Annotated in this window: 2 protein-coding genes and 1 pseudogene; all 3 read right to left on the reverse strand. The window is 72.6% G+C overall.

Annotated elements, in window-relative coordinates; translation table 11 throughout:
- Positions 1–47: 47 nt before the first annotated feature.
- Entirely contained in the window at positions 48–1436 is a 1389-nt protein-coding gene (locus FNQ90_RS19590; RefSeq protein WP_182607565.1) for a sensor histidine kinase, read from the reverse strand.
- Entirely contained in the window at positions 1433–2179 is a 747-nt protein-coding gene (locus FNQ90_RS19595; RefSeq protein ID WP_153426736.1) for a response regulator transcription factor, read from the reverse strand. The genes FNQ90_RS19590 and FNQ90_RS19595 overlap by 4 nt, the downstream gene beginning before the upstream one ends.
- Positions 2116–2497, reverse strand: a pseudogene (locus tag FNQ90_RS19600) (hypothetical protein); the annotation flags it as partial. The gene FNQ90_RS19595 and the pseudogene FNQ90_RS19600, both read right to left, overlap by 64 nt.

The following is a 2497-nucleotide window of genomic DNA, read 5'->3' on the forward strand; positions in this document are numbered from 1 at the left end:
GATTTGTATAAGAGACAGGGGACGGATCGGGGGCGCGACCGGACGCCTCAGGCCCGGGCGCGGCGACGGACGGCGCGGTGCCGTCCGCCGTCCCGCCCGCCGACCCGGCCGTCGCGGGAGAGCCACACCCGGATCTCGGCCCCGCCGAGCACCGACTGCCCGATCCGCACGTCCCCGCCGGTGGATTCGGCGACCCGGCGCACGATGTCCAGGCCGAGTCCGGTGGAGCCGGGACCGCCGTCGCCGTGGCCCCGGGCGAGCGCCGCCTCGGGGTCCGGGATGCCGGGACCGGCGTCGGAGACCAGCACGATCACGGCGTTGCTGCCGTCGCCGCTGTGCACGTCCACCGCGAAGGCCGTGCCCTCGGGGGTGTGTCGGAAGACGTTGCCGAGCATCGCGTCGAGGGCGGCGACCAGTTCGGCGCGGGGCACCGGCACCCGGGCCGGTTCCTCCACCCCCGCCAGGCGGACCTCCCGGCCCTCGTCCTCGGCGAGCGCCGACCAGAAGTCCATCCGCTCGCGGATCACCTCGGTGACATCGGTGTCCTCCACCGGGACGGCGCCCATCCCCTCCGGCAGCGCGGTGCGGTGTTCGCGGGCCGCCTCGATGATGACGTCGACCTCGCGTTCGAGTTGGTCGACCGCCTGCCGGGTCTGCTCGGCGGCGGTTCCCTCGCCGAGGGAGGCGGCGTTGAGCCGCAGCACGGTCAGCGGGGTGCGCAGCCGGTGCGACAGGTCGGCGGCCATCTCCCTTTCCCCCGCGAGGAGTCCGGCGACCTGACGTGCCATGGCGTTGAAGGCGGAGGCGGCCAGGCGCAGTTCGTCCGGTCCCTGTTCGGGGACACGCACCCCCAGCCGACCCTCCCCCAGGCCGCGGGCGGCGGCGGCCAGGTCCTCGGCGGGCCGCACCATGCGCCGGCCGAGGCGGTCGGCGACCGCGACCGATCCGATGATCAGAGCCAGTCCGACGGCGGCCAGGACGAGTCTGGCGGTGCCCACACCGGCGGAGAGTTCGTCGTCGGGGACGAAGACCTCGACGACCGCGATCAGCCCCCCCTCCACGGCGATCGGCTGGAGCAGCGCCACTCCGCCCTCCACCGACAGCGACACGGCGCGGCCGTCGCGGACGGTCGCGGTGATGTCGGCCTCCGTGACCCGGGAACCGCCGATGATGCCGGGGTTCTCCGACCACTCCTGCGGCAGGTGCAGGGCGATGCGCCGCCCGGCTCCCGCGTCGGTGCTGGCCACCGCGCGTTCGAGCTGGTCGCGGTCGGAGGTGATGGCCAACGCCGGTCCGATGGCGGCGGCCTGGCGCTCGGCGTTGCTCAGTGCCCGGTCGTTGGCCATCTGCTGGATGACCATGCCGAGCGGCACCGCGAAGGCGACGACGACCATGGAGGTGACGGCGAGCGCGATGCGGACCAGGGCCCATCTCATGCGGAAAGCCCCCGGTCGGGGGGTGGCGCGACCGGTTCCGGGCCGGGTCCGGCGCCCGCCGGCGGCTCGAGCTTGACCCCGACCCCGCGCAGGGTGTGCAGGTAGCGGGGCCGGGCCGCGGTCTCACCGAGCTTGCGTCGCAGCCAGGAGAGGTGGACGTCGATGGTCTGGTCGTCGCCGTAGGACTGGCGCCAGACCTCGGCGAGGAGTTCCTTGCGGGAGACCACCACGCCGGGACGCTGGGCGAGGAAGGCCAACAGGTCGAACTCACGTCGGGTCAGATCCAGTTGCGTTCCGTCCAACTGGGCCCGACGCCGCTGCGGGTCGACCATCAGGCCGCCCACCCGCACCACCCCGTCGCGGGGGGCGGCGGGTCCGCCGGCCCCCGCGCGCCGCAACACCGCCGCCATGCGGGCGGAGAGGTGGTCCACGGAGAAGGGTTTGACCAGGTAGTCGTCGGCACCGGCGTTGAGCAGGCGGATGATCTCGGCCTCGTCGTCCCGGGCGGTGGCGATGATGACCGGGATGTTCGTGATCCCGCGCAGCATCTTCAGCGCCTCGGAACCGTCGAGATCGGGGAGGCCGAGATCCAGGATCACCAGATCGAAGTCGAGTTGGGCCACCTCGCGCAACGCCTCCAGGGCGGTGCCCACGCTGCGGACGGTGTGGGAGGCATCGGTCAGATGCCGGATGAGAGCGGAGCGGACGAAGGGATCGTCCTCGACCACAAGCACATGCGCCATGCGCGGCACCGTACGCCATTAGAGTGATGTGGATGCAACGTCATCTGGTGCACACCGCCGCGTGGGTGGTCACACCCCTCGTGCAGGTCGATCCGGGGCGGGTGACCGTTCCAGACGCAGAACACCGAGAGCGAACGGGAGGAGTCGGAGAAGGTCACCCGGATCCACACCTCGTGCGACCAGGTCTGCATCTCCCACCCCGGCTCGGGAGTGGCGGAGACCAACTCGCAGGTGGCGGGGTACAGCTCGAAGACCACCCGGCCGCCGTCGGTCTTCACCGAGTGCACCGAACCGTGCTCCGCCCACCCCGCCCCGTCC

Source organism: Streptomyces alkaliphilus (assembly GCF_014141535.1).
In the GTDB taxonomy this organism is placed as follows: Bacteria; Actinomycetota; Actinomycetes; order Streptomycetales; family Streptomycetaceae; genus Streptomyces; species Streptomyces alkaliphilus.